The sequence below is a fragment of the Lelliottia wanjuensis genome (assembly GCF_030238365.1).
GTDB classification, from domain to species: Bacteria; Pseudomonadota; Gammaproteobacteria; order Enterobacterales; family Enterobacteriaceae; genus Enterobacter; species Enterobacter wanjuensis.
Map to the genome: position 1 here is coordinate 270,969 of NZ_JASSOT010000064.1, position 25,135 is coordinate 296,103.

25 protein-coding genes are annotated in these 25,135 nt (G+C 54.8%); 7 read left to right on the forward strand and 18 right to left on the reverse strand.

The genetic code is table 11. The annotated features are described in order from the left end of the window. Positions 1 to 13: 13 nt before the first annotated feature. On the reverse strand, positions 14 to 919 hold the full coding sequence (gene mak / locus QQF33_RS17595; protein WP_285149908.1) for a fructokinase: 906 nt from the start codon (positions 917 to 919) through the stop codon (positions 14 to 16). Between the two features lie 123 nt (positions 920 to 1,042). On the opposite strand from mak, the gene rdgC reads away from it, so the two are divergent. Beyond that, the gene (gene rdgC, locus QQF33_RS17600; protein WP_282492657.1) at positions 1,043 to 1,957 is read left to right on the forward strand and encodes a recombination-associated protein RdgC; all 915 of its coding nucleotides are present in this window, start codon (positions 1,043 to 1,045) and stop codon (positions 1,955 to 1,957) included. Between the two features lie 48 nt (positions 1,958 to 2,005). Here rdgC and ppnP read toward each other — a convergent pair whose 3' ends face one another. From ppnP to QQF33_RS17625, 5 genes are all read right to left on the reverse strand, one after another. Next, positions 2,006 to 2,293, reverse strand: coding sequence for a pyrimidine/purine nucleoside phosphorylase (ppnP, locus tag QQF33_RS17605; RefSeq protein ID WP_285145239.1), 288 nt, complete (start codon positions 2,291 to 2,293; stop codon positions 2,006 to 2,008). Positions 2,294 to 2,364: 71 nt separating this feature from the next. Beyond that, positions 2,365 to 3,042, reverse strand: a complete 678-nt coding sequence (locus tag QQF33_RS17610) for an AroM family protein (RefSeq protein ID WP_285158327.1) — start codon at positions 3,040 to 3,042, stop codon at positions 2,365 to 2,367. Between the two features lie 238 nt (positions 3,043 to 3,280). After that, positions 3,281 to 3,472, reverse strand: coding sequence for a protein YaiA (gene yaiA / locus QQF33_RS17615; RefSeq protein ID WP_282492660.1), 192 nt, complete (start codon positions 3,470 to 3,472; stop codon positions 3,281 to 3,283). Positions 3,473 to 3,517: 45 nt separating this feature from the next. After that, positions 3,518 to 4,042 (reverse strand): shikimate kinase AroL, encoded by a 525-nt coding sequence (gene aroL, locus QQF33_RS17620; protein ID WP_282492661.1) that lies wholly within the window; start codon positions 4,040 to 4,042, stop codon positions 3,518 to 3,520. A 270-nt stretch (positions 4,043 to 4,312) separates the two neighbouring features. Then, positions 4,313 to 4,771: a YaiI/YqxD family protein gene (locus QQF33_RS17625; RefSeq protein ID WP_285145240.1), complete on the reverse strand. Its 459-nt coding sequence runs from the start codon at positions 4,769 to 4,771 to the stop codon at positions 4,313 to 4,315. Between the two features lie 97 nt (positions 4,772 to 4,868). Between QQF33_RS17625 and proC the strand changes: the two genes are divergently transcribed. Continuing rightward, entirely contained in the window at positions 4,869 to 5,678 is an 810-nt protein-coding gene (gene proC / locus QQF33_RS17630; RefSeq protein ID WP_285158328.1) for a pyrroline-5-carboxylate reductase, read from the forward strand. 16 nt (positions 5,679 to 5,694) lie between these two features. Here proC and adrA read toward each other — a convergent pair whose 3' ends face one another. The 6 genes from adrA to QQF33_RS17660 all read right to left on the reverse strand — a co-directional run bounded on the left by adrA (position 5,695) and on the right by QQF33_RS17660 (position 11,925). Next, entirely contained in the window at positions 5,695 to 6,810 is a 1,116-nt protein-coding gene (gene adrA, locus QQF33_RS17635) for a diguanylate cyclase AdrA (RefSeq protein ID WP_285145241.1), read from the reverse strand. 89 nt (positions 6,811 to 6,899) lie between these two features. Further along, positions 6,900 to 7,220 carry a phosphate starvation-inducible protein PsiF gene (gene psiF, locus QQF33_RS17640; protein ID WP_282492665.1) on the reverse strand — a complete coding sequence of 107 codons (321 nt, stop codon included), beginning with the start codon at positions 7,218 to 7,220 and terminating at the stop codon, positions 6,900 to 6,902. 631 nt (positions 7,221 to 7,851) lie between these two features. Then, positions 7,852 to 9,267: an alkaline phosphatase gene (gene phoA / locus QQF33_RS17645; RefSeq protein WP_285153298.1), complete on the reverse strand. Its 1,416-nt coding sequence runs from the start codon at positions 9,265 to 9,267 to the stop codon at positions 7,852 to 7,854. A gap of 98 nt (positions 9,268 to 9,365) precedes the next feature. Beyond that, positions 9,366 to 9,626, reverse strand: coding sequence for an anti-adapter protein IraP (gene iraP, locus QQF33_RS17650; RefSeq protein WP_282492667.1), 261 nt, complete (start codon positions 9,624 to 9,626; stop codon positions 9,366 to 9,368). 234 nt (positions 9,627 to 9,860) lie between these two features. Beyond that, positions 9,861 to 11,072, reverse strand: a complete 1,212-nt coding sequence (locus QQF33_RS17655) for a multidrug efflux MFS transporter (protein ID WP_285158329.1) — start codon at positions 11,070 to 11,072, stop codon at positions 9,861 to 9,863. A 169-nt stretch (positions 11,073 to 11,241) separates the two neighbouring features. Continuing rightward, on the reverse strand, positions 11,242 to 11,925 hold the full coding sequence (locus QQF33_RS17660; RefSeq protein WP_285158330.1) for an extensin-like domain-containing protein: 684 nt from the start codon (positions 11,923 to 11,925) through the stop codon (positions 11,242 to 11,244). Positions 11,926 to 12,033: 108 nt separating this feature from the next. On the opposite strand from QQF33_RS17660, the gene ddlA reads away from it, so the two are divergent. Further along, positions 12,034 to 13,134, forward strand: a complete 1,101-nt coding sequence (gene ddlA, locus QQF33_RS17665; protein ID WP_285149910.1) for a D-alanine--D-alanine ligase — start codon at positions 12,034 to 12,036, stop codon at positions 13,132 to 13,134. Here ddlA and QQF33_RS17670 read toward each other — a convergent pair. Continuing rightward, positions 13,131 to 13,367 (reverse strand): DUF2754 domain-containing protein, encoded by a 237-nt coding sequence (locus QQF33_RS17670; RefSeq protein ID WP_285145244.1) that lies wholly within the window; start codon positions 13,365 to 13,367, stop codon positions 13,131 to 13,133. The two genes, ddlA and QQF33_RS17670, sit on opposite strands and share 4 nt — an antisense overlap. Positions 13,368 to 13,615: 248 nt before the next feature. On the opposite strand from QQF33_RS17670, the gene QQF33_RS17675 reads away from it, so the two are divergent. After that, on the forward strand, positions 13,616 to 13,918 hold the full coding sequence (locus QQF33_RS17675) for a DUF2755 family protein (protein ID WP_282492671.1): 303 nt from the start codon (positions 13,616 to 13,618) through the stop codon (positions 13,916 to 13,918). 3 nt (positions 13,919 to 13,921) lie between these two features. Here QQF33_RS17675 and QQF33_RS17680 read toward each other — a convergent pair whose 3' ends face one another. The 3 genes from QQF33_RS17680 to QQF33_RS17690 all read right to left on the reverse strand — a co-directional run bounded on the left by QQF33_RS17680 (position 13,922) and on the right by QQF33_RS17690 (position 16,904). Then, a complete protein-coding gene (locus tag QQF33_RS17680) occupies positions 13,922 to 15,022 on the reverse strand; it encodes a DUF1615 domain-containing protein (RefSeq protein WP_285158331.1) in 1,101 nt (366 codons plus the stop codon). A gap of 38 nt (positions 15,023 to 15,060) precedes the next feature. After that, a complete protein-coding gene (gene sbmA / locus QQF33_RS17685) occupies positions 15,061 to 16,257 on the reverse strand; it encodes a peptide antibiotic transporter SbmA (protein ID WP_285158332.1) in 1,197 nt (398 codons plus the stop codon). Between the two features lie 113 nt (positions 16,258 to 16,370). Next, complete coding sequence (locus QQF33_RS17690; protein WP_285158333.1) at positions 16,371 to 16,904, reverse strand: isochorismatase family protein; 534 nt, start codon at positions 16,902 to 16,904, stop codon at positions 16,371 to 16,373. Between the two features lie 203 nt (positions 16,905 to 17,107). On the opposite strand from QQF33_RS17690, the gene ampH reads away from it, so the two are divergent. After that, on the forward strand, positions 17,108 to 18,265 hold the full coding sequence (gene ampH, locus QQF33_RS17695; RefSeq protein ID WP_285145248.1) for a D-alanyl-D-alanine-carboxypeptidase/endopeptidase AmpH: 1,158 nt from the start codon (positions 17,108 to 17,110) through the stop codon (positions 18,263 to 18,265). Positions 18,266 to 18,269: 4 nt separating this feature from the next. Here the strand turns inward: ampH and QQF33_RS17700 are convergent, their stop codons facing one another. Together QQF33_RS17700 and QQF33_RS17705 are read right to left on the reverse strand one after the other, a co-directional pair. Next, on the reverse strand, positions 18,270 to 18,896 hold the full coding sequence (locus QQF33_RS17700) for a helix-turn-helix domain-containing protein (RefSeq protein WP_282492676.1): 627 nt from the start codon (positions 18,894 to 18,896) through the stop codon (positions 18,270 to 18,272). Positions 18,897 to 18,987: 91 nt separating this feature from the next. After that, a complete protein-coding gene (locus QQF33_RS17705; protein WP_285158334.1) occupies positions 18,988 to 21,786 on the reverse strand; it encodes an autotransporter outer membrane beta-barrel domain-containing protein in 2,799 nt (932 codons plus the stop codon). 462 nt (positions 21,787 to 22,248) lie between these two features. Here QQF33_RS17705 and hemB point away from each other — a divergent pair, with 462 nt between their 5' ends. Both hemB and QQF33_RS17715 read left to right on the forward strand, forming a co-directional pair. Continuing rightward, a complete protein-coding gene (gene hemB / locus QQF33_RS17710; protein ID WP_100777467.1) occupies positions 22,249 to 23,223 on the forward strand; it encodes a porphobilinogen synthase in 975 nt (324 codons plus the stop codon). Positions 23,224 to 23,354: 131 nt separating this feature from the next. Next, positions 23,355 to 25,058, forward strand: a complete 1,704-nt coding sequence (locus QQF33_RS17715; RefSeq protein WP_285158335.1) for a lysophospholipid acyltransferase family protein — start codon at positions 23,355 to 23,357, stop codon at positions 25,056 to 25,058. The last annotated feature ends 77 nt before the right edge of the window (positions 25,059 to 25,135 follow it).

A 25,135-nucleotide genomic window follows, 5' to 3' on the forward strand; every position in this document is an offset into this window, starting at 1 on the left:
CGGGCCATTTTACCTACTGCGGCCACAACCATGCCGCGCCGCGAACGCCGCTGGAATCACCGTGCACCGCTTTGCGGATCGGCGTTTCGCACTCCCCGCCGAACACCCACTGTTTCACCAGTTGCGGAACCGTGGTGTAAATCCGGTCGACGTTGCTCATGCCGCCGCCCAGCACGATCACATCCGGGTCGAGAATATTGACCACGTGCGCCAGAGATTTCGCCAGGCGCATTTCGTAACGGCTCAGCGCCAGCTCGGCCACGGCGTCCTGCTCTTCCACCAGACGCATAATCTCGTTGCCTTTGAGAGGCTTTCCGCTCAGGCGATGGTAGTCGGTGGCGAAACCGGTTCCGGAGATAAAGGTTTCGATGCAGCCCTGTTTCCCGCAGTAGCACGGCACTTCGGCGCGGTATTTGAGTTCGTCTTCATCCATCCAGGGTAAGGGGTTGTGCCCCCACTCGCCCGCCGTGCCGTTGCCGCCAATGTGCGCGCGACCGTTGAGCGCCACGCCCGCGCCGCAGCCGGTGCCGATGATCACCGCAAACACGGTCTGTGCGCCTGCCGCCGCGCCGTCGATCGCTTCCGAGACCGCCAGGCAGTTGGCGTCATTCGCCAGCCGCACTTCGCGGTTCAGGCGCGCGCTCAAATCTTTATCAAATGGTTGCCCGTTGAGCCACGTCGAGTTGGCATTTTTCACCACGCCGGTGTACGGCGAAATCGAGCCAGGAATCCCCATCCCGACCGAGCCGGTCTGCCCTGTGGCTTTTTCTGCCATCTCCACCAGCTGTGCGATGGTTTCGATAGTCTGCTGGTAGTCGTCGCGCGGTGTCGGCAGGCGGTGGCGAAAGAGCTGCTCGCCGCGATCGCTTAGCGCAATGACTTCTGTTTTGGTGCCGCCCAAATCAATACCAATACGCACAGGACTCTCCTCATTATTTTGATTATCAACAGAGTAGAAGCAGGCTACCCGATTAGCAATGCAAGCGCTGCCACAATTCGTTATCATGCCCGCTGATTTAACGACAAGGCCGTGGAAATTATCATGCTGTGGTTCAAAAATTTGATGGTTTACCGTCTCAGCCGCGACGTTTCGCTGCGTGCGGAAGAGATGGAAAAACAGTTAGCCGCTTACACCTTTACCCCATGCGGTAGCCAGGATATGGCAAAAACCGGTTGGGTTTCTCCGATGGGTTCTCAAAGCGATGCGCTGACCCACTCGACAACCAATGGTCAAATCATTCTTTGCGCGCGTCAGGAACAGAAAATCCTGCCGTCACCGGTGGTGAAGCAGGCGCTGGAAGCGAAGATCTTCAAGCTCGAGGCTGAACAGGGCCGCAAGCTGAAAAAAACCGAAAAAGATTCCCTGAAGGACGAAGTGCTGCACTCCCTGCTGCCGCGCGCCTTTAGCCGTTTCAGCCAGACCATGATGTGGATCGACACCGTCAACGGTCTGATCATGGTGGACTGCGCCAGCGCCAAGAAAGCCGAAGATACGCTGGCCCTGCTGCGTAAGAGCCTGGGCTCCCTGCCGGTGGTTCCGCTGGCGATGGAAAATCCGATCGAACTGACGCTGACCGAATGGGTTCGCAGCGGCAGCCCGGCGCAAGGGTTCCAGCTGCTGGATGAGGCCGAGCTGAAAGCGATGCTCGAAGATGGCGGCGTGATCCGCGCGAAGAAACAGGATCTGGTCTGCGACGAGATCGCGGTCCATATCGAAGCGGGCAAACTGGTGACCAAGCTGGCCCTCGACTGGCAGCAGCGCATTCAGTTCGTGATGTGCGACGACGGTTCGATTAAACGTCTGAAGTTCTGCGATGAGTTGCGCGATCAAAACGAAGATATCGATCGCGAAGATTTTGCCCAGCGTTTTGACGCGGACTTCATCCTGATGACGGGTGAACTGGCGGCGTTGATTCAGAATCTGGTGGAAGGTTTAGGCGGCGAAGCGCAGCGCTAAAACGTGAAGAAAAAGGCCGGGTGAGCGTTAACGCTACCCGGCCTTTTTTTATTTCAGATAACGACACAGATAAGAAGTCGGCTCGGCAACCTGCAGGTTAAATTCGCTGTGGCCAGGGACGTTGAAAACTTCTCCCGCGGTGTACACCTTCCACTCGGTTTCGCCAGGCAACAGCACGTTCAGCGCGCCACTGACGACCGTCATCTCTTCAGCCTCTGCGGTACCAAAGGTGTATTCCCCTTCAGCCATCACGCCGACACTGGCACGGCCAGTACTGCTGCTGGTAAAACCAATGGATTTCACTTTACCGGAAAAGTATTCGTTACTTTGAAGCATGAACTGGCCCTTATGTCTTTGGATAAAAATCCACTATAGGGGCCAGCCTCCGTGCCTGTCACGCAAAATCATCAGGCCAGTAATTCGGACGCCAGGCGCGTGACCAGTACGTTTGAGAGCAGCACCGGAACATCGAGCGCTTTTTGCAGGAGATCGCGGTGATGCTGGTGAAAACCGAGGCAATCCAGCATCAAGACGTCCGCGCCCTGCTCCAGCAGTTCACGCCCCGCTGAAATCAGTTTGGCTTCGCTGTCCCAAATCGGATTCGCCAGCGCAAACAGCGGCGTGCGTTGTAGAACTCTCCATTTGGCGATCTGATTAGCGAGAAGTTCTTCAATCGGCACAATCACCCCGACCTGATGCCCATCTACAATCGAGGCCACCAGCGGAGGAATGATTCGCATCGGTTCAAGGAGGATAGAATTTCGTGCCATAAGACCGGAAATCGGAGCGGTGCTCATCAACAGGATCACGTCATATCCCTGGTTATCGAGCACTTCAATGACACCCTGTAATGCACGTTCGATTTTGTGATGTGAAACGTGCGCTAGTTTACCGTCGCTTAACAATGTCGGCAGCGTCACCTCATCGGCGACGGGTGCGTAGTCTTCCATGACCTCTTCCCGACTCATCTTGCCCAGCAGGCTCAGATGGGTGATTTGTTGTTCAGAGACATGCTCCGTCAGGAGCGGTAAAACTTCGCTGACAGGGACCACTCCGATGGTGAGGATCGCCAATGTTGCCTTCATCTTTTTCGCCTTTCTTCACTACCACTGCGATAATACAGGCACAAGCTCAATACGCTGCGCGGTTCTTGTTTCAGCTTAAACAGGACAAAAGCGTAGCAGCATATCTCCACACCGAAATGTAAAGATCGAACGCCCGTTCTGAATCCCACTGTAATAACTAAATATTAACCCTCACTTAACATTATCGTTGAGTTAAAAGTGTGATTCAGACACGGTTATGGTGGATTTCAGATTTGTATCAGGACTTATCGGGATCTTCGTAGCGGCGTTTGGCATCCAGGGCTTCCTGCTCGCTTTCGTGTTCGCTGATCAGGGAATCGGGTTTGGGATGATCCGCACGCAATTGATACCAGGTCACGGTTTGGGTACCGGTGCCTTTTTCAACAGTGACAATGCGTGCTTCGCGTGGGTATGGCGGTCTGGTTGGCATAGTTCATCCTTTTTACGAGGGCTAAACTATGAGTATAGACGCCAGTTAGCTGGCGCAAGCCAGACGCAGGGCGGTAACAATCTGATTTACGACCTGTTCCGGCGAGAGCGAAGCGTCGATCACGTGGTGCGCCGCTTCGCGGTACAGGGCGTCGCGCTCGGCGAGAATTTCGCTCACCTCTTCGCTGATGGGCTTTCCGGTGAGCGTCGGGCGCTGCCCCTCTTCCGGGAAAGCTTCCAGGCGCTCTACCAGCGTAGAAACTGGCGCACACAGGTAAATCACAATCCCTTTCTCGCGCATAAACTGGCGATTACGTTCTGCGAGGATGATCCCACCGCCGGTGGCGACAATGGTCGAAGGTGCGGTGACAGCTTCCAGGGTTTCAGACTCACGCGTGCGGAAACTCTCCCAGCCTTCTTTTTCGACGATCTCTGCGATGGTCTGACGAGCGTGCGTTTGCAGCCAGTGATCGGTATCGACAAACTGGCTGTCACTCACGCGCGCCAGTTCGAGGCCTACGGTTGTTTTTCCGCAGCCACGGGGGCCAACTAAAAAGATGGGTTGGGTCATAGCCTGGTGTTCCCCTTGATACCGCGAGGTTGCGGCGAGTGATGTCAAAAAACGAGCAATAATACCATTAAACTAGTACGCAAGGTAACTGTAAAAATTGGATTACAACAAGAATATGTTTGCATGACAGAGAGCGTGATGAGTGAGTTTAGCGCGTAGTCTCTGTAAAGAAATCATTGCATAAGCGGGTGCGTCAACTTTACTGCAAAGCATCAGGCGATGACAACCCTGCGGTTGCCACACTATACCATAAATCAGCAATGCTTATCATTACGCGTTGCGGCGCTTCACTTCCAGCAGCCACTTATCCAGCTCAGCGGCGAATTGCTGGCGGTCACGTTGCGAGAGCGAATCCGGCCCACCGGTCTGCACACCGCTCGCGCGCAGGGTATCCATAAAATCGCGCATCGTCAGTTTTTGGCGGATCGTGGAGGGCGAGTAACGTTCACCGCGCGGATTCAGCGCCGCTGCGCCTTTCTCCAGCACTTCTGCTGCGAGAGGAATATCGGCGGTGATCACCAAATCTTCAGGGCTGCACAGGCGCACAATTTCGTTATCCGCCACGTCGAACCCGGCCGGAACGCGCATTGAACGAATAAATTTCGACGGCGGAATGCGCAAATTCTGGTTTGCGACCAGCGTCAACGGCATCTGCACGCGCTCGGCCGCGCGGAATAAAATCTCTTTAATGACATTCGGACACGCATCCGCATCCACCCAAATCGCCATAGTTTCTCCCCTGGATGACATTGGTGGCTATTGTCGCCTGCTTTTCGTTGTTAAGCTATAAATCAGAACTCACAACGCATCATAACGGAGAGACGTGATGGACAAAAAAATCGGTTTTATCGGCTGCGGCAATATGGGAAAAGCCATTCTCGGCGGTCTGATCGCCAGCGGCCAGGTGTTGCCAGGGCAGATTTGGGTCTACACCCCGTCACCGGATAAAGTCGCCGCGCTGCGTGATGAATACGGAATTAATGCTGCCGAAAGCGCACAGGAAGTTGCCCAGATTGCGGATATCGTCTTTGGCGCCGTTAAACCTAACATCATGATCAAGGTTCTGAGCGACATCACCTCCAGCCTGAACAAAGAGACCCTGGTGGTCTCCATCGCCGCGGGCGTGACCCTCGATCAGCTCGCGCGCGCCCTCGGCCACGATCGCAAAATTGTCCGCGCCATGCCAAACACTCCGTCGCTGGTGAATGCAGGGATGACTTCCGTGACGCCGAACGCGCTGGTGACGCCAGAAGACGTGGCCGACGTGCTGAACATTTTCCGCTGCTTAGGCGAAGCCGAAGTGATTGCCGAAGCGATGATCCATCCGGTGGTGGGCGTCAGCGGCTCTGCGCCCGCGTATGTCTTCATGTTTATCGAAGCGATGGCCGATGCCGCCGTGCTCGGCGGAATGCCGCGCGCGCAGGCCTATAAATTTGCCGCCCAGGCGGTGATGGGCTCCGCGAAAATGGTGCTGGAAACGGGCAAACATCCGGGCGAACTGAAAGATATGGTCTGTTCACCGGGCGGCACCACCATCGAAGCCGTGCGCGTTCTGGAAGAGCGTGGATTCCGCTCGGCGGTGATTGAAGCGATGAACAAGTGCATGGAAAAATCAGAGCAACTCAGTAAGTCCTGATGAAACGCGCCGGGCGTCAGGCCGCCACTTCGGTGCGGTTGCGTCCGGCATTTTTCGCTTTGTACAACGCCACATCCGCCGCTTTTAACCACTCCCGATAGTGACAAAACTCTTCCGTTAGCGGGGCCACCCCGACGCTGATCCGCAGTCGCACCTGCGGCGCGCAGGGCAGCGTTAAGACCGCCAGCCGCTCATGCACACGAGACATCGCCGCGATGGCACTTTCCGCCGGCGTGCCGCTCATGATCACCGCAAATTCATCTCCGCCGAAGCGCCCAATCATATCCCCGGCGCGCAGGGTTAACTGCAGCTGTCGCGTGACGGCGATAATCGCCTCGTCGCCCACGTCGTGGCCCCAGGTGTCGTTGATACTCTTGAAATGATCGATATCGATAATCAGGATCGCCGCTTCGCGATGAGCGCGCCGACAGGTGTCGTACTCATTGCGTAACAGGATCTCCCAGTGGCGGCGGTTGAACACCCCGGTCATGCCATCGCGGGTGCTCATCAACTCCAGACGGCGCTTGTGCTCTGCCAGCCGAATCGCCGTCTGGTAGCTCACCCAGGCAAAAAACAGCGGGTAGAGCACCATCACCGGCAACGCCAGCCAGAGTTCCAGCGGGGTAAGCGTAAAACCAGGAGAGACGCCGGTAAGCTGTAGCGTCACCAGGGCTGCAATCGTCGTCATGATTGCACCAGCAGTGAACAACCGGATCCCGCCCGCCCCCATCGTATTCATGCCGATCAGAATGATGAGAGCCGCGGTGGGCAGCACATTCACCCCTGTCAGCCCAATCCAGACGCCTGCGACTATGGCATCAGCCTTCAGGTTGTTCATCTCACTGACGCGCGGATCGGCGGCGCGATAGGCCAGCTGCCAGGCCAGATGCGGCCAGACAAACGCCCATCCGACCAGCAGTAACCACCAGCCTCCAGGCGGAGCTTGCGCCACCAGCGCCCCGGCGATCGGGAAAAACATGGCCGCCAGCCCGAAGATACGCGGCAGTCGAACGCGCCGCGCAAACCGGATACCGGAACGGTGATGGTCATCCTGAGAAAGGCCCTGCTGCCACTCTTCTCGCGTGACGTCTTTATTGTAAAAGTTTTCGTCATTCATAATTTTTGGGAACATTCTGAAACATTTCCCAAATTATAGAGAGGGGTGTTGCGGGGAAAGTATGAAATTTCGGGTGAGTCGGCGTGGCCGCTCACCCGTTAGGACTACGCCGCTTTCTTCAGGCAGGCGCTCATAAACTTGCTGCGGTCTTCGCCTTTGAGGGACTGTTGCGTGGCGAGGCCATTACATTCACGCATCTTTTGCTGCTGGGGCGTCAGGCTCTTTTCGCCCGGTTTCGAAGCGCTGTTTTTCAGGCAATCACTCATGTAGGTTTTGCGCGCATCGCCTTTCAGCGTCTGGGCTGTCGCCTGTTGATTGCAGCTGGTCATCCGTTGCTGCTGAGGCGTAAGCGTTCTCTCGGCGGCAGACGCGACAGACATCAGAAGCAGAGAAGAAAGCAGGGTTACAGCGAGGGTCAGTTTCATAGCACCATCCTTTTGTGAAGATTCACATTAAGTCTGGTTCGTGGCGGGAAAAATACCACCCGGCGGAAGTAATACTGGTCAGTTAAGCATCTGAGGTTATTCCGTTCACCTTATGTTCAGCAGAATATAAAACCTGTATCACCTGTGAACGTGACAAGGGGGCTGCGCGGCCCCCTTGCCATCTGACCTCCGGTTCGCCGATTTCTTCGGGGACCCACACCGGTACCACATTCAGGCGGTCGTGAAGCTGGAGGGATCGGGAGTCCGGCTGAAAATCGCCGAAGCGTTTCCTGGAGGCCGGGTCGAGGCGCAGGGAAGCGCCGAGAGGGGGCGACCTGCATGGATGCAGGATCGCGCCCGACCCGATAGCCGCAAGGAATAAGCTGAGGGCACCGCGAAGCGGCGATTTTCTTTGCCGGGAGCCCGGGTTGCCAGGGTGGTGGCGATTGAGCCACCCTGGCACGTTCACCGCAGAGTGATAGACCGGAAGCAGAGGAACGAAAGTGAACGGAACAATTCCACTGATGCCATAAAGGTCCTGGAGCAAGCAACATAATGAATTTAAATTCATTATGTTGCTTAACTGACTGGTATTACACCCGGCGGAAGGGGATTTCCGCCGGGCAATAGGTTATTTCAGACCGAGAGCGGCTTTCATGGTGTAGAACAGATCCGTTTGATCCGTCAGGCCCACCACGTTCGCAGCATGCGGGCCATACGCGGCGATACGCAACTGCGTTCCGGTATGTTCCATTGAATCGCCTTCTGAGTTGCCGTAGCTCATCACCATCACCGCACCGTCTTTGGTGTTCAGCGCCTGGGTCAGGCCCGGAGCTTTGGTATCAGGCGCCACAATCTGGCTGGCGTGGGCGTGGTCAGCGGTGACGACGACAAGGGTGTTGCCATCTTTCTTCGCGAACTCCAGCGCCTTCTGCACGGCTTCGTCGAGATCGACGGTTTCGCCAATCTGACCGCACGGATTGGCCGCGTGATCCTGTTTATCAATCGACGCCCCTTCCACCTGCAGGAAGAAACCTTTCTCACCCTTGCTCAGCAGGGAGATGGCTTTATCGGTCATCTGCGCCAGCGTAGGGACGCTGTCGTCACGTTTCGGGTTTGGCGTACAGGTGACAGCAGGTTTGTCGATGTTGCCGTGGTAAGAGGCTTTTGGCCCTTCCCAGCGCACCGGCATATTGCCGTCCGAGAACAGACCGAGCAGCGGCTTATCCTGACCCGCTTCGGTGATAGCCGCCAGCGAAGCGGCATCGCTCACCAGCTGATAACCGCGCGCCTGCGCCTGTTCACGCAGGGTTTTGCCCTGCCACTCGCCCGCCGTCGCGGTTTCCGCGAAGGTTTTCGCCCCGCCGCCGAGCGTGACATCCGCGCGGGCGTTCAGCAGCTGTTCGGTGATGGACCCTTTACCACCCTTTTCCAGCGCGTTGGTCGGGCATTTTTCGCTGGTGACGGACGGGCCATAGCATTTACGCGAGGTTACGTGCGAGACCAGTGCGGCTGGCGTGGCATCCTGCAGTTCGGCGGTAGAGACGTTGCCCGTTGCCAGCCCGGCGGCTTTCGCCATCTCGAGAATGGTCTGGTGATCTTTTTCGTGAATATCGACGCCCAGCGCGCCGTTATAGGTTTTGACGCCGGTGGTCCAGGCCGTGGCGGAGGCGGCGGAATCGGTGACGTAATCCGGTTTACCGGTTTTTTTATCCAGCGCGTAGTGGGTGTATTGTCCGGTCAACGGCAATGCATCGATGCCTTTAAAAAAGCCACCGGCCCCTTCGGCATAATTTCGCGCGGCGGTGATTTCGGAATCACCCATCCCGTCGCCAATCAGCAGAATAATATTTTTAGCGGGTTTGTCATTCAGGGATGCACGCAGCGCTTCGGTTTGATCCTCTGTCAGGCGGCGCGCGCCACCCGGCTGCGTGATATCACCCTGGGCTGCACGATTATCCAGCACGTGGGTATTCGCGGTGTCAGCATAAATGGCAGGGGTAAATAATAACGGCATTAATGCGATGAAAAGTGCGCTCTGTTTCACTTTATTTTCTCCATGTACAAATACATAAAAAATAAACAGAGCGACTATAGGCATACCAGATGACAAATCTATGACAGGCTTTTAGATTCTGTGACAGATTAACTGCGTGGATGCCGCAACAACTTTTTTACGTATTGCTGTAGCATTTCGCTATCCTGAACCGGCACTTGAGAGTCGGGCCTGGCATCCTCCAGTGCGCCCTCGATACTTCGGATCAGCGTCTGCTGATCGTGCTGCGCCATTTGCCGTAACAGGGCTGTGACGACGATTTCCAGCGCTTCAACCTGGGCAACCAGTTCTTTTGACTCTTCTTCCTTTTGGGCAAGCTTAACCAGCAACTCTGCAATGAGATTTTTCATCGAGCTATTTCCTTATCAGGTTTTTGCTGACGGTATCATTACGGTTGAATAATGCAAAGAGGCGAAAAGTATTATCTTTATGAAAAAACACGCTATGTCGCAAATAACGATGATTTAATGCCAGCGAAACGTTTTGCTATTATAAAAAGTGATTGCCTGGCGGCGAATTATTAGAAAGCAGACGCCATTATTTTTGATAACAATGGCCATGTCTGCTTAATACATAATATATCTTCAGTTTGCACTATTCGCCGCTTTCTGACGGCGGCGGCGCAAGGCAATTGCCAGCTGAATCACGTTGATCAGCACCACCACGGCTGTCGCCGCAAATACCCAGCGGAATCCTGCCATCGCCGAGACGGTCGCGCCCATCAACGGACCGGCAACATTCCCCAGATACATAAAGGACTGGTTATAGCCGAAGATGCGCCCGGTCACCTGATCGCTTGAGTATTTCACCAGCAGAGTTTGTACCGCGGGCAGCATCGCCCCATCGGCAAAGCCGAGCAGGAAGCGCAGGACGCCGAGCTGGAACGGCGAGGTGACGAAGGACATCGCGAAAAACAGCACCACGGCGATAATCAGCGTCGCCATTAATATCCGCGCCGTGCCGATGCGATCCCCGAGCTTGCCCAGGCGCGGGGCCGAGATCAGCGCCGAGACACCGGGCACGGCGGCAATCATGCCGCTGAGAAAGGCGATATTGTTACTGTCCGGCGCCATGGATTTAATAAACAGCGCCAGAATCGGCCCGATCGATCCGTTGCACAGCTGAATCACCATGGTGGTGATAAACAGGCTAATCATCAGGCCGGGATACGGCAGCGTGGCGAAGACCGCTTTGCCGCTCAGACGATCGGCTTTGCTGACGGTCGGCCGCACGCCCTCTTTAATCAGGAAGAATGTCACCAGGAAACTCACCACCAGCAGCATCGCGGTGATGAAAAAGACCGCCCGCAAACCCACGTGGTCAGCCAGAAAACCGCCCATCAGCGGGCCGCCAATCACGCCGCTGATCTGCGCGGTCGAAAGGGTACTGATCGCCCAGCCGCTGCGCTCGCGCGGAACCTGCGAGGCCACCAGCGCCATGGCGTTAGGAATATAGCCGGAGGTCAGGCCCATCAGGCCGCGCAGTAAAAAGAGCTGCCAGACGTTGGTCGCGTAAGCCTGGAGCAGGATCGCAATCGACATCCCGAGTGAAGCGCGCAGGAGCATCAGCTTGCGTCCTTTGCGATCCGCGAGGCTGCCCCACATGGGCGAGACTATGGCGGAAACCAGGAAAGTAATACTGAAGGTCAGACCGGACCACATCGACAGCGCTTCGTGCGACGTCACGCCGAGCTGGGAAACATACAGCGGCAGAAAGGGCAAAATCTGGCTGATGGCAAGGCCGGTGAAAAAACAGCCAAACCAGACCGAAATGAGGTTTACTTTCCAGGATTCCATAAGCGGCACAATCTTCATTTTTAGGCGAATTCGCCGACAGATTAGCAAGTTACGTCACATGACGTGGAACCAGAGATGCGACGGCGCACATTTTGGTGTTTTATCTCCCCAGTCATCATATTTGTGAAATAAGTCACAAAGTATCCTCTTTCGACTGGTGAAATATGCTTTAACGACAGAGGCCAAACCCGCGCATGCCGAGATGAAAATGGTTGGCGTGCGCGGCGTTATACTCCGGGCCTAACCCGTTGCCGTAATAGTCACAGCTGGCGCTGAGCAACGCCTGCAGCCAGGGCTGCGTTTTTTCGTTTCGCCAGCCGGACAGGACCGTCACCCGCTGGCCATCCGCCAGCTGAAAGCCGCTGATATCCAGCGCATCGGCGCTGGCATGTTCGCTGCGGCGCGCATCAGGCCGGTGATAGATATTACGACAGGCAAAACTCCCGAGGTGCTCAACGCGCGCCAGTTCGCTGCCCATCATCGTTTTGGTCAGAGGCCGCGCCTGCTGCTGGATAAACAGCGCGGAGCTCAGGGCCAGCGGACAGCTGGCGATAAAACTGCTGCTTAGCGTCACGGGGCCAAAATTGCGCACCCGCACCACGTCGCTCAGAGGGCAATCCCCTGCGCTGTTGGCCATCGCCTGCGTCTGAATCAGCCGTCTCTGATTCGCCTCTGACAGCAAACGAGTGCAAGCCTCGGGCGTCAGGCGACGCAGCTTAAACTGGCTGATTTTCCCCGGCGGATCGTCGAGACTCAGCGGCACAAAAGGATTGTAATACGACGGTAGCCAGCGATACCCCATCACCGCCGCTCCCGCGAGAATCACACAGATAAGCAGACTTTTCCCTCGCACATTCCCTCCTCTTTTCCACCTCAAAACATTATGGCAGAAGGCGGGGAAACCCACCGGGCATCGTGGTATGTTATAGGCTTTGATGAGTCGGACTGGAATAAAGTGAAGATGGCGAAGCAGCGGGTAGGAATTGTTTTTGGGGGAAAATCGGCAGAACACGAAGTGTCACTGCAATCGGCCAAAAATATCGTTGATGCGATTGATAAGAGCCGTTTTGATGTCGTTTTGCTGGGCATTGATAAACAGGGCCAGTGGCACGTAAACGATGCCAGCCAGTACCTGTTAAATGCCGACGATCCGGCACATATCGCGCTCAATCCATCGGAAATCAGCGTCGCCACCGTACCGGGCGTGGTGCAGGGCCAGCTGATTAACGCGGGCAATGCCCAGGCGCTTTCGCAGATTGACGTCGTCTTCCCGATAGTCCACGGCACGCTGGGCGAAGACGGTTCCCTGCAGGGGATGCTGCGCATGGCGAATCTGCCATTTGTCGGTTCGGATGTTCTCGGCTCCGCCGCCTGTATGGATAAAGACGTGACCAAACGCCTGCTGCGCGATGCCGGCCTGAACATCGCGCCATTTGTGACGCTCACCCGCGCTAATCGTCAGCAGCACAGCTTTGCCCAAATCACTTCCCAGCTTGGTCTGCCGTTATTCGTAAAACCGGCAAACCAGGGCTCTTCCGTTGGCGTCAGCAAAGTGACCAGTGAAGCGCAGTTCACCGAAGCCGTGCGTCTGGCGTTTGAATTTGACCACAAAGTGGTGGTTGAACAAGGGATTAAAGGCCGTGAAATCGAATGCGCCGTGCTGGGCAACGATTTCCCGCAGGCCAGTACCTGCGGCGAAGTGGTGCTGAACAGCGATTTCTACTCCTACGACACCAAATACATTGATGACAAAGGGGCACAGGTTGTGGTCCCGGCGGTGCTGGATCCCGAAATCAATGACAAGATCCGTGCGATCGCCATCGAGGCCTATCAGGCGCTCGGCTGCGGCGGCATGGCGCGCGTCGACGTGTTCCTGACGGCGGAGAATGAGGTGATTATCAACGAAATCAATACGCTGCCTGGCTTCACCAATATCAGCATGTATCCAAAACTATGGCAGGCCAGCGGTATCAGCTACCCGGATTTGATTACTCGCCTGATCGAACTGGCGCTGGAGCGTCACGCCGCTGACAGCGCCCTGAAAAGCTCGGTAAACGGTTAATCCGCTTTATCGGCGCTCTCAATACTTTCCGTCGTCGGCTCTTGTGGTCGACGGCGGATAATGAATCCCGCCAGCCAGAAACTGATAACCCAGGTCACCAGCCCTACCGCATAGGTTTGCCAGCCTTTCGCTTCAAATCCCAGCAGCCCGACAATACCGTTAAGAATAAAAATCAGGCCAATCGCAAAGGCGTAATAGTGCCAGTCGCGGCGTAGTTTGGCAGACAGGTTCATGGCAACTCCGACAGAATAAAAAGATATCCTCTCACAGTTTTCACACGCGGTCTGTGGCGGATACGGAAATTCTTAAATGCGAATCAATTTAACTTAAGTCAGTAAACTGTGACGCAGGACAGAAATCGATAAACCAGGAGAATTCCCTGGGCCAAATTACCACGATTCTGATATTGACAAATGTGATGACCTGTCAGACTTCACTTTGTACGACTGCAGATGGTCAGAGTGAGATATCGGAGGTTTTTATGGCAGACTTTACACTGGCGAAGCCGATTTTTGGTGATAAAAAACCAGGAACCTCCACGTCGGGAAACATCGCCTACGCCCTGTTCGTGCTGTTCTGCTTCTGGGCGGGTTCACAGCTGCTGAACATTCTGGTGCATGCCCCCGGCGTTTATGAACACCTGATGCAGGTCCAGGATACGGGCCGACCGCGTGTGGATATCGGCTTCGGCGTGAGCACCATTTTTGGTTTAGTGCCCTTCCTCGCCGGATGCGCAATCCTCGGCATCGTCGCCCTTGTTCTGCGCTGGCGCCGCTACCACTGACGCTTAGTTCAGTGACATACAGCGAGCCCGACGATCGTCGACGCGTTTTGCGAACCACGCCGTGGTGAGATTACGCGTGATCTTCGGGCTTTCGAGCTGAATGCCCGGCAAAATTTCTCGCGGCAAAGCCTTACCACTCTTCTGCTCCGCCAGCTTATAAACCTGCTGGTAAAGCTCCGTTTTCTCAAACGCCAGGCTGTCCCCTTTCTCCAGCTGATGGCGAATCTCGCTGTTGCTCATATCCAGTTTGGTGGCCAGCTTACGCACCGCCTGTTCTGTCGTGCCCGCTTCGCTGCTGCCGTAGGCAATCAGATCGCCATCCAGGGCCAGTTTCGCCCCCGTTGCGCGGTTTACCGCATTCTGGAATGCGGCGTTACGACTGGCGTACCATCCGGCGTTGAAATCGGCAAAACGATACAGCGGCGCGCTGTAGTTGGCCGGGTAGTTCAGGAGATGATAAGTACCGAACCACAATCCACCGCGCAGGGAGAACACCTCCTGGCGCACGGTGCCGTCGATTTTCCACGGATAGCCGCTGGTGTGTTTCTCGGCAAAGTCGATGCTGACCTGCATTGGGCCGCCCGTATGCACCGGATTGAGCGAGCCAAACAGCTTCTGCCCCATCGGCACCATATCGATAAAATCATCGAAAATGGCGCTCAGCTGTTTCTCGGTTTTCACCGTATCCAGCCGGTCGCTGTAGCTTTTGCCGTTCGGCGAGGTGATTTTGAGTGCCGTATGCACCAGAAAGACCGGGATGTGCATTTTTTCCGCACGCCGGTCGATCTCTTTCCAGGCAATTTTGTTGAGCCCTGGTACCGCCGGATCGGACTGATACATGGACTCCTGCTGCGCCACCGCCAGCACCGAGCAGATATTCTCCTCGGTCGGGGCGATTTTCTGACTCTCGAATGTCTTCGCAAGCACAATCGCCCAGTCGTCGCGATCTTTCACGCTGGCGGGCATTTTCTGACGCACCACGCTTGCCACATCGACAGGCTTTTCGCCCTTTTTCAGCGGCGCGGCCCCTTTCTCGGCGCATCCGGCCAGCACGAAGGCGGCCAGCAGTGATAACGGTAACGCGCGTGGTACGGCAAATGGCATAGCAACTCCCTGTTTTACCCTAATGTGTTGGTCACTTCCTACAGGTTCTGATCGTCCAACTCGCGTTCGAAGCTGCGCAGACGTTTGTAGATCGACATCAGCTCAACCAGCGTAGTCCATGAGGCAATCAGATACTGGAACGAGCCGCGAACCTGACCGAAAACGTTAGTGATCTGGGTCATCAGACCGAGCGTAATCGTACCCGCAACAATCGACGGGAACAGCAGGAACAAACCGAAAACGTTATCGACCTGCAAATATAAAATGCGCGCAATATTAAAATACATGTAGTGGAAATAGAGACGGAAATAGTTGCGACGCACTGCGCCAAACAGTTCGCGAACGGTCGGCGGCGAGGCGCGTTCCGCGTCATCTTCACCGTAGACCAGCTCTTTACGATAGGCAGCTTCCACGCGCTGGTTTTTAAATTCCAGTCCCGGCAGTTTTATCCCAACAACCGCCAGAAGACCAGTCCCCATCAGCGACCAGACGAGGGCGGCAATCACCAGGCCGTACGGCAGGTGGCCGACAATCGGCAGATCCGGCACATGGGCCGAGAGTGTGACCAGAACGGGAAGGAACGCGATGAGCGTCATGATGGCGTTAATAAAGCTCACGCCCATATCTTCCAGGGTCGAGGCAAAACGCATCGTATCTTCCTGCACACGCTGGGCGGCACCCTCGATATGACGCAGCTGCTGCCAGTGCGCCATATAGTGTTCGTTCATGGCGGTACGCCAGCGGAACACGTAGTGGCTGACGAAGAAGTTATTCATCACCCCAATAATCACCGCAATCAGCGCGATGCCGAGGAAAACACCCACTTCGTGATAGAACTGATTGATGGTGACTTTATGTGGCGAACTGAGCGCGGTCTGAATGAGATCGTAGAATGGCGCATACCAGGCGTTGACCGCGACACCCACTTCCACCAGGAACCAGGTGACAAAGACAATCAACGAGGTCCCAAGAATCGACCAGTATTGCCAGCGATGCGGCGCATAAGTGAACCAGAAAAGAGCAAAGATGCCCACGCACAAGGCGTAATACGCGTAAAACAGCAGATAGCTGCGCGACCAGAATCGCGCTGCGCTGATCGGCACATCTCCCGTTGCACCGGCCAGGCGCTCAATCCACGCGCCGCCGCCCGCCTGCCAGAACACGACGGCGATCAGCGCCCAAATAAATGCCGAGAGGAAAAAAGGCCCCGGCTTTGGGAAAAAAGACTTAAACATTGTGCTTCCTTCTTGTTGTTATGGCGTTGCTGTGTTCAACAAAATACCACACGAAAATGCCGCCACGAGCCGCTCACCGGCTCGTGCGAAAAAATAGACCTGCGGTTTATAGGTTAGTTCGCCTGCCACTCGGCGAGAATTGTTTCGGTGAGTTTCACACGCGGCGGGTTGTCCGGCGCGATGAAGGTTCGCCAGACATCGTTATAGTGGTTAATCAGTACCTGAGCCTCTGCCGCCGGGCGATGAGCGGTGGTGTGCGCGTCCTGTGGGACGGTGATGTGATATCCCCGACTGACACCGTTTTTGATCGTGGTATCGACGCAATAGTCGGTCGCGCAGCCGCAGATGACGAACTGCTTAATATTCAGTTCCGTTAACAACGCGTCCAGCGACGTGCGATAGAACGCATCGCAGGCGGTTTTGGTGACATAAAACGCGCCCTCAGGCTGATGCAGTTCAGGCAGCAGCGCAAAACCTTCGCTCCCCTCTTCCAGCCCGCCCGCCTCGGTATGCTGAATAAAAATGACCGTATCCGCGCTACGCGTGAGCTGATTGATTCGTGAAACGCATTGCTCGCGCTGAATCCGCGGGGTGGCGAACACACCCTGCTGCATATCGACCACCATGACCACTCGTTTATCCGACATCGCCGTCTCCAAAAATTGAGGAACACCTGCTCCTATCATAAGCCCGATGTCACAAAACTGGAGACAGAGTGCAACGAAATTGTTCTTATTTACCCGTGGTTACGTTTTTCACGCTATCGTTATGCAATTCGGCCCATTGCACCGCGCCGTTTAGTAGTATAAATACGCATTACTTCCTTCATTCACTTCATGGATGCTTTTCGTTGAAACGTTGTCTGCTCTCTTTCGCCGCGCTGTGTGCGGTGAGCCTAACTTCTGTCCAGGCCGCACAGCCGCTGACAGCACCCGCTTTTGCTTCTGATATTGCAGATCGCTACGCCAATCTTATTTACTACGGCAGTGGCGCAACGGGTATGGCGCTGGTCGTTATTGATGGCAATCAGCGCGTGTTTCGCAGTTTTGGTGAAACACGTCCAGGCAGCAATGTCCACCCACAGCTGGATTCGGTTATCCGCATTGCATCTCTGACTAAGCTGATGACCAGTGAAATGCTGGTGAAATTGCTGGATCAGGGTGTGGTGAAGCTCAACGATCCGTTAAGCAAATACGCACCGCAAGGCGCCCACGTGCCCACTTATCAGGGTACGCCTATCACGCTGGTGAATCTGGCGACCCATACCAGCGCCCTGCCGCGTGAACAGCCCGGCGGCGCGGCGCATCGCCCTGTGTTTGTCTGGCCCACGCGCGAGCAGCGCTGGAACTATCTGACGACCGCCACGCTGAAATCAGCGCCGGGTGCGCAGGCAGCGTATTCGAATCTGGCGTTTGATCTGCTGGCCGATGCGCTGTCTACGGCATCGGGTAAGCCTTATACCCAGCTGTTTGAAGAGCAAATTACTCGTCCGCTGGGGATGAAGGACACGACGTTTACCCCATCCCCCGATCAGTGCAAACGCCTGATGGTGGCAGAGAAAGGAGCCAGCCCGTGCAATAACACGCTCGCGGCGATTGGCAGCGGCGGGGTTTACTCCACGCCAGGCGATATGATGCGCTGGATGCAGCAATTCCTGTCGTCCGATTTCTACGCGCGAAGCAATCAGGCCGACCGTATGCAAACCCTCATCTATAAACGCACACAGCTTCATCGCGTGATTGGGATGGATGTCCCGGGCAAAGCCGATGCACTCGGTATGGGCTGGGTTTATATGGCCCCTAAAGATGGACGTCCGGGTATTATTCAGAAAACGGGCGGTGGCGGCGGGTTTATCACCTATATGGCCATGATCCCACAGTCGAATGTCGGCGCATTTGTGGTCGTGACCCGCTCGCCAAATACACGATTCATCAATATGAGTGACGGTATTAATAATCTTGTCACCGAACTGAGCGAAAACAAAGCTCAGGTCGTTCCCGCTTCCTGATTGTTTAATATTCCGCGGGCAAACGGTTGATGCTGACCAGTTTGCCCCGGTTCATATTAATATAATTCCCCTGACGTAATGCCGATAAAACTTCCGCCACGACGGAACGTGAAATACGCGTACTTCGCTGAATATGATTCATCACACCGATTTTAGCGCGCAAGCTTTCATCCCATTCCGCCATATCCAACAGCATCGCACGAATCTGACTGTAGGAATTATTCCCTACTAACTGCATATTTCGCTTCGCTAATATTCGGTTTATCCATGACAGCCAACAAAATGCGTCCTGCCAAAGATCAGATTGCTGAATAAGTTGGCGAGCTGTTGTCGCGGGAAGATAAAAACCGCTGCTGGATGACTGGGAAATTATCGTATATTTCTGCTGATGCTCCGTCATTCCCGCTGCTAAACCAAATATAAAAGGGTTAGTTACGATCCCGAGCAGAAGATCGTCTGGTTGACGATGAATAGCCACAATGCCTGTTTGTATAACAAAGGTGTATTGCTCTTTATCGAAGCATTCATGATAAATAATATTCTGCGCAGAGGCTTTAAAGGGTGTGCTTTCGGCTTTCAGACAGTGTTCGAGCCGTTTAAATTCAGAAAGGGGTTTCGCATCCGGGTTCATTCAGACCTCAAGCTATCCGTACTTATCGGTTCTGTTTCATTATTATCGTTATAAAAAAAGCGGGGAGATCACTCCCCCCGCGATTCAGGCATTACCAGGTATATTTCACACCCAGATTTGCGCCCCAGTTTTGGTCAACATCACCGCCACCGAGATAGTTAGCTTCCGTGTAGGTGCTGAAGTTTTTGGTGAAGCTGAACTGAGTGCCCAGGCCTACGCGAACAGCAGAGCCTTTCACACCATTGTCGATGCTGTCACCGTTAACGTTCGCATCGTTGCTGGAGTCGTCATAAACGTACGCCAGGGTGAAGTGCGGAGTCAGGGCCTGATCGCCACCGTAGTTGAAGGTGTAACCCGCATCAATACCCGTTTCATAACGCATGCTGTCGTATGACTGACCGTCCATACGCATGTCGTTGCTGAGCTGGTAACTGTCGCCAGACTGGAACAGACCCGACACGGCAGCGTACGGAGTCACATAACCAGAGGTGTTTGGTTTCCAGTCATAACCCAGTTTCAGACCAAAGCCCCAGGCGTCAGAGGTGGTGTTACCGTCCACGTACTGACCGTTGCTCATGGTTGCGGAGAGATCGTTATTGAAGCGAGTGTAGTTCAAGGAGCCATCAACAAAGACATTGTTAGCAAAGTACGCGGATGAGTAGATCATCGCCGTCTGGCTATCCTGATCAACCTGACCAGAGTGATCGCTCACATCGCCTTTTGCGAAGCCTGCCGCACCACCGAGGATCCATTTCGCATTGTTACCGTCAATCTGCGTATCCAGACCGACCATCACGCCGTTAACATCCTGATCGTAGTTGATTACGCCGTTATCGCCGTCGAAGTTGCCACCGAAGTAGCTCACCCATGCGCCGCCTTTATCTGCCAGGCCATGACGGCTGTTGGTCAGACGGTTGCCCACGGCATCCTGCTCCAGGTTCCAGATATTGGTGTTGGCAGAAGGAATGCTCAGCGCCATGTTGGCGTAGTCAGTCAGCTCTTCCTGATGCAGAACCACGGTGTCGCCCTGCTGCTGCGCCTGATAGGTATAAGCGCCCAGATCGGCTTTGTTGGCTGCGGTGAAGGTAGCCTGAGTATCGGCATTGTTGTCATAAACGCGAATGACTTCGTTGCCTTTATAATCAGCAACCTTACCTGCGCCTGTCGCATTATCGATACGCACTTTGTAGTTGCCAGCGACTTCGCCGTTCACCGCCAGGTGACCGTCGGAGTTCAGCGCAACCACGCCGTAGTCGTATTCAGCTTTGCTCTTATCGTTGGTGGTATTGCGTGCGTTGTTCAGATCGGAGTTCAGCACATAATCACGGCTGGCCACGTTCAGCACACCGCCATCGGTCAGCACCATTTTGTGGGTATCCACCTGGCCCAGACCCAGCGCCAGTTCGGCACCGTTATCCACGGTGATGGTGTTGGCGTAGAGTTCAGCGGTCTCTTCGGTCAGCGCAGCATGGCTGCCACTATCCAGATAGAGGCTGTTTGTTTTCACGATACCGGCATCACCAATGTTCAGTGATGAGTCGTTGGTCAGCGTGATGCTGTCAGCCTTCAGGCGAGAGCTTTCTACATTGACCTGAGACTGGTTATTTACCGCCAGCTTATCAATGTTGGAGTCATTACGCGTGTCCCACTCAGACCCATTGTCTAGCGTGACGTTGAACAGGCCGCTCTGATAAACCTGATTGCTCAGGATATGATCGTTAATAGTACTGTTAAGAGGATCAGGCCAGATGCTGTTCGGTGACAGAGTCGTCAAGTCAACGCCGGTATAACCGAGACCATACATTTGTTCAGTGGAGATATGTTCAACCTCTGAAACTGCTGCCCCCACCCACTTGCTGCCGTTGGTTAAGGTGACATCCAGTTTATCGGTACCATCCCAGCCATTGGTAGTTGGGTTATAGACGCCATCGTCCGTCGTGTTAGTCGCCGGGTCGCCGTTTACGTAGAAGTTTTTATCGAAGGTGCTCTTAAACAGAATATCGCCGGTAACCGTTGAATGATCAAACGTCGCTGTAGTTTGCATCGCGTTGTCAAAGCGGTTATCTGGATCGGTTTGAGTTCCTGATGAAACAATTAAAGCCGCATTGTCTTGCGCCGTGGCATTAGTTTCACCGTAGTCACTCGGCTTCGCGCTTTGGCCATAAAAACCGTCGGTTCCAAGATCGCTATAAGCGCCAGAAGTCAGCACCGAATCTTTAACCACCAGCGTGTCGGTAAAGACGTGGCTGCTATTGGCAACGCCCACAGTACTGTCATAAGGCGTGTTATCCGGGTAATTATAGCCCTGAGCCAGCGTAATACCCGCTACATGCGAATTATTCTGGATAACGATATCGGACTCAGTGTCCAGCGTAATGGCGTTACCCAGCGCGTAGGTATCAATATAATGAGTTTCGGTTTTATCACCATTCACTACGTCATAAGCAAAATGCTCATAGGTATCGTTAATGGTGGAATTATCTACCGTCAGGCTGAAACGATCGTATTGCTTGTGGTCAGTACCGTCCGAGTTCTGAACTTCATTGCAGTAGCCCGGCAGGCACTGGGAAGTGATCATCCCATTGACCTTGCTGTTAGAAATGCTCAGCGCATTCGCACGGCCATTGATTCCATCGTCCAGGTTGTACGTGGAAATAACACCGTTAACGATCGATTTATTGATAACCGGATAAATGTCGCCATTGTGCGCGCTGCCTGAGTAATCCCAGTCAGCGTAGCCGTTATACCAGGGGGTTGTAACGGTATTATCGTAACCGTAAGTATTGTACGTGGTGCCGGAAATATCTTTAGCATTAGCCTGAGAAGCGATAGCCAACGTGCACGCTAATGCAATTTGAGATACAACGAGTTTCTTTTTCCATGTTTGCATTGAGTCATCCCTCCTCAGGGACGTAAGCAAGTTTGTCCGTCAAAACACAAGTGCAACAAAATATATTGCGGAGCGAATTATGCAGTCTCCATTCAAAAAGGTTCAATGAATGATTCGATTAAGTCCGTTTCCAGACAATTATGTGCAATAGCCACTGAAAACATTAATAAATAAGCAAAAGACATTATAATTGCAATGAATCACAGAATGAGAAAACCTTATTAATTAATATATTTCCATGAGATATAATACTTTGAAAAATACAACCAGGAGAAACAAGAAACACCATGAATAAATTAATGAAATCGTACGGCTGTCTTTAAATATAAATAGAGCCCCAGCTGCGACATTCCGCGGCACAGACTTCATCACCTCTGCCAGCAAAACCACCACTTTCGTAAAACAGCTCAGGGCCATTTCAGGTACAATACTGCCCATTGTTCTCCAGACATCAGGCATCCCATGACCGATTTAATTGCACGTCCCCGCCGCCTGCGCAAATCCCCTGCGCTGCGCGCTATGTTTGAAGAGACAACACTCAGCTTAAACGACCTGGTGTTGCCGATTTTTGTGGAAGAAGAGATCGATGACTACAAAGCCATCGACGCCATGCCAGGCGTGATGCGCATTCCGGAAAAACACCTGGCGCGTGAGATTGAACGCATCGCCAACGCCGGTATCCGCTCGGTGATGACCTTCGGGATCTCGCACCATACGGACGCGACCGGCAGCGACGCTCTGAAAGAGAACGGTCTGGTCGCGCGCATGTCCCGCATCTGCAAAGAGGCGGTGCCGGAAATGATCGTCATGTCCGACACCTGCTTCTGCGAATACACCTCCCACGGCCACTGCGGCGTACTGTGCGATCACGGCGTGGATAACGACGCAACCCTGATAAACCTCGGCAAACAGGCAGTGGTTGCCGCCGCAGCCGGCGCCGATTTCATCGCGCCATCGGCGGCGATGGACGGGCAAGTGCAGGCGATTCGCCAGGCGCTGGACGCGGCCGGTTTCACCGACACCGCTATCATGTCCTACTCCACCAAATTCGCCTCTTCGTTCTATGGCCCGTTCCGCGAAGCCGCAGGCACGGCGCTGAAGGGCGATCGCAAAACCTATCAGATGAACCCGCTCAACCGCCGGGAGGCGATCCGCGAATCCCTGCTGGACGAAGCCCAGGGCGCCGATTGCCTGATGGTGAAACCTGCCGGGGCGTACCTGGATATCCTGCGCGACATCCGCGAGCGTACCGAGCTGCCGCTGGGTGCCTACCAGGTGAGCGGTGAGTACGCGATGATCAAATTCGCCGCACAGGCGGGTGCCATTGACGAAGAGAAAGTGATCCTCGAAAGCCTGGGAGCGATCAAACGCGCCGGTGCGGATCTGATCTTCAGCTACTTCGCACTCGATCTGGCCGAGAAGAAAATCCTGCGTTAATACGCCGGTGTGCCGGGTAGCGGTTTCGCCCTACCCGGCCTGCATTCCCACCCCACTAAACTTCACCGAACTGCAATACAAACGACATCTGGAACTTCTACTGTCTGGGCAAGAGGACAGGAGAAACCACTATGTTTAGTCTCGATAGCGTTCTTGATGATCTTTGGCCTCAGGCGAGGCCCGCACCCTGGCAAAAAAGCCTGTTAAAACGACTGTTTTACGAAGAAGAGTTTCAGCAGTTCGCCGCAAAAAACCGCCACCTGAAAGGACTCGACATGGTGGAGCAGGTTCTGGAACATCTGGATATTCTCTGCACCACCTCCGCGCACGATCTCGAACAAATCCCCGAACACGGTCCACTGGTGATTATCGCCAACCACCCCACCGGCACGCTGGATGGCCTGGCACTGCTGTATGCAGTTTCCCGCGTCCGTCGGGATGTCAAAGTGGTCACCAACCGGATGCTGACGCACCTTGAACCACTCAGCTCACTGTTTATCCCGGTGGATAACATGGGTGGTAAAACAGCGAAATCGTCGCTCTTACAGATGGAAAACCACCTGCAAGACGGCGGCGTGCTGATCTTCTTCCCGGCGGGCGAAGTCTCGCGCCCGACGCGCAAAGGGATCCGCGATAAAAAGTGGCATTCCGGCTTTATCAAACTGGCCAGCAAGCTGCGAGCGCCGCTGCTGCCGGTCCATATTCAGGCGCACAACAGCCTGCTGTTTTATGCCAGCACGCTGGTCTCGCCGACGCTCTCGATGCTGCTGCTCATGCAGCAGATGTTCCGGCGTCGTCACAGCACCTTGCCGATCAAAATCGGCCAGCAGATTGCCTTTAGCCACTGGTTTAGCGCCTCCCTTTCGTCGCGTGACATGGCCGAGCGGTGCCGCCAGCACGTGATCCGTCTTGGCAAGGGATTGCCGGGCCTGTTCAAAACCCAGTGCGCCATCGCCCGTCCGGAAGACAGAGCGACACTGAAACGCGAGCTGGCGCAGACCGAATGCCTCGGTAAAACCGCTGATGGCAAAGGGATTTATCTGTGGCAACGCAACGGGCAAGAGGATGCGCCGCTTCTGCGCGAGCTGGGACGCTTACGTGAGATCGCCTTTCGCGCCGTCGATGAGGGGAGCGGCAAACGCCGCGACACCGACGGCTATGACGATGACTATCTGCATCTGATTTTGTGGGATGAAGAGGATCTGGAGATCGTCGGCGCTTACCGCTTTATGCCGACCGCCCGACAGATCGAACAGCGCGGGCTGGACGGCCTGTACAGCTATAGCCTCTTCCACTACGACGACAACATGCAGGACGTGCTGGAGCACGGCATTGAACTGGGCCGCAGTTTTATTCAGCCGCGCTACTGGGGCCGTCGGGGTCTGGATTATCTCTGGTCCGGGATTGGGGCGTATCTGGCGCGCTATCCGCAGTATCGCTATCTGTTCGGCCCGGTCTCGATTTCCGGCGGGCTACCTCCCGACGCGCGGGACCTGCTGGTGGCGTTTTACCGCCTGTGGTTCCCGGCAAGTCATCCTCTGGCCGCGTCGCGTCAGCCTTATCCGGCGTCGTTACCCGACGTGCTGGCGCAGTTTGGCGGCGTGGATTATGTCGAGGATCTGACAAAGCTGAAATCCCTGCTCGGCAATCTGGGCTGCGGCATCCCCCCGCTCTACAAGCAGTATTCCGAACTATGCGAGCCCGGCGGCGTGCAGTTTATCGATTTCGGCAGCGATCCGGCGTTCAACAACTGCGTGGATGGGCTGGTGCTGGTGGATTTATGCTATCTGAAGGCGAACCGGTATCAGCGGTATATAGAGGTGCATTTGCGGTGATTTTTCGCCCGGTGGCGCTGCGCTTACCGGGCCTACAAAACCGTAGGTCGGGTAAGGCGTAGCCGCCACCCGACGCC

Coding starts and splice junctions, on each gene's coding strand:
- QQF33_RS17715 (WP_285158335.1), top strand. CDS start 23,355: ATGTTTAGTCTCGATAGCGTTCTTGATGATCTTTGGCCTCAGGCGAGG.
- rdgC (WP_282492657.1), top strand. CDS start 1,043: ATGCTGTGGTTCAAAAATTTGATGGTTTACCGTCTCAGCCGCGACGTT.
- QQF33_RS17680 (WP_285158331.1), bottom strand. CDS start 15,022: ATGCCATTTGCCGTACCACGCGCGTTACCGTTATCACTGCTGGCCGCC.
- QQF33_RS17675 (WP_282492671.1), top strand. CDS start 13,616: ATGGCAGACTTTACACTGGCGAAGCCGATTTTTGGTGATAAAAAACCA.
- sbmA (WP_285158332.1), bottom strand. CDS start 16,257: ATGTTTAAGTCTTTTTTCCCAAAGCCGGGGCCTTTTTTCCTCTCGGCA.
- QQF33_RS17610 (WP_285158327.1), bottom strand. CDS start 3,042: ATGAAGGCAACATTGGCGATCCTCACCATCGGAGTGGTCCCTGTCAGC.
- QQF33_RS17700 (WP_282492676.1), bottom strand. CDS start 18,896: ATGAACCCGGATGCGAAACCCCTTTCTGAATTTAAACGGCTCGAACAC.
- QQF33_RS17625 (WP_285145240.1), bottom strand. CDS start 4,771: ATGGCGATTTGGGTGGATGCGGATGCGTGTCCGAATGTCATTAAAGAG.
- QQF33_RS17705 (WP_285158334.1), bottom strand. CDS start 21,786: ATGCAAACATGGAAAAAGAAACTCGTTGTATCTCAAATTGCATTAGCG.
- yaiA (WP_282492660.1), bottom strand. CDS start 3,472: ATGCCAACCAGACCGCCATACCCACGCGAAGCACGCATTGTCACTGTT.
- QQF33_RS17670 (WP_285145244.1), bottom strand. CDS start 13,367: ATGAACCTGTCTGCCAAACTACGCCGCGACTGGCACTATTACGCCTTT.
- hemB (WP_100777467.1), top strand. CDS start 22,249: ATGACCGATTTAATTGCACGTCCCCGCCGCCTGCGCAAATCCCCTGCG.
- proC (WP_285158328.1), top strand. CDS start 4,869: ATGGACAAAAAAATCGGTTTTATCGGCTGCGGCAATATGGGAAAAGCC.
- psiF (WP_282492665.1), bottom strand. CDS start 7,220: ATGAAACTGACCCTCGCTGTAACCCTGCTTTCTTCTCTGCTTCTGATG.
- ppnP (WP_285145239.1), bottom strand. CDS start 2,293: ATGCTTCAAAGTAACGAATACTTTTCCGGTAAAGTGAAATCCATTGGT.
- QQF33_RS17655 (WP_285158329.1), bottom strand. CDS start 11,072: ATGGAATCCTGGAAAGTAAACCTCATTTCGGTCTGGTTTGGCTGTTTT.
- iraP (WP_282492667.1), bottom strand. CDS start 9,626: ATGAAAAATCTCATTGCAGAGTTGCTGGTTAAGCTTGCCCAAAAGGAA.
- ddlA (WP_285149910.1), top strand. CDS start 12,034: ATGGCGAAGCAGCGGGTAGGAATTGTTTTTGGGGGAAAATCGGCAGAA.
- QQF33_RS17690 (WP_285158333.1), bottom strand. CDS start 16,904: ATGTCGGATAAACGAGTGGTCATGGTGGTCGATATGCAGCAGGGTGTG.
- adrA (WP_285145241.1), bottom strand. CDS start 6,810: ATGTTCCCAAAAATTATGAATGACGAAAACTTTTACAATAAAGACGTC.
- aroL (WP_282492661.1), bottom strand. CDS start 4,042: ATGACCCAACCCATCTTTTTAGTTGGCCCCCGTGGCTGCGGAAAAACA.